Source organism: Pseudomonas sp. JV245A (assembly GCF_032424515.1).
GTDB classification, from domain to species: domain Bacteria; phylum Pseudomonadota; class Gammaproteobacteria; order Pseudomonadales; family Pseudomonadaceae; genus Aquipseudomonas; species Aquipseudomonas protegens.
This window is the reverse complement of sequence record NZ_VYKE01000537.1, coordinates 1-469: the sequence shown is the minus strand read 5'-3', so window position 1 is coordinate 469 and position 469 is coordinate 1. Positions and strand designations below refer to the sequence as shown.

Below are 469 nucleotides of genomic sequence, written 5' to 3'. Positions count from 1 at the left end.
CACCACCGGCAGTGGGGGTGCCGCTGAGTGTACCGGTGCTGGTGTTCAGGCTCATGCCGGCCGGCAGGCTGCCGGCAGTGATCGCGTAGCTGTAGGGGGCGGTGCCCGCGGAGGTGCTCAGGGACTGGCTGTAGGCCGTGCTTTGAGTGCCGTTGGGCAGAGTCGTCGGTGTTATCGCCAGGGTGGGCGGGGTGACGGTGATGGTCACCGTAGCCGGGCTGGAAGTGCCGCTGGCGTTGGTGGCGGTATAGGTGAAGCTGTCGGTGCCGGAGAAACCGGCGGTGGGGGTGTAGCTGATGCTGGTGCCGCTGGCGGTGGCAGTCCCATGGCTGGCGGCGCTGGCCACGGCGACGCTGGTGGCGGCGCCGCCACTGAGGCTCAGAGTGATCGAGTTGGCGCTGCTGTTGGCGGCCACCGTGGCGCTGACCGGGCCGACTGTGGGGGCGGGCACGGCGTAGGTATAGCCATT

Annotated in this window: 1 protein-coding gene; it reads right to left on the bottom strand. The window is 69.3% G+C overall.

Annotated features, from left to right (window positions below; all coding sequences use genetic code 11):
• On the bottom strand, window positions 1-469 hold a 469-nt coding region (locus tag F6S12_RS32900; RefSeq protein ID WP_315870009.1), incomplete at both ends, for an Ig-like domain-containing protein.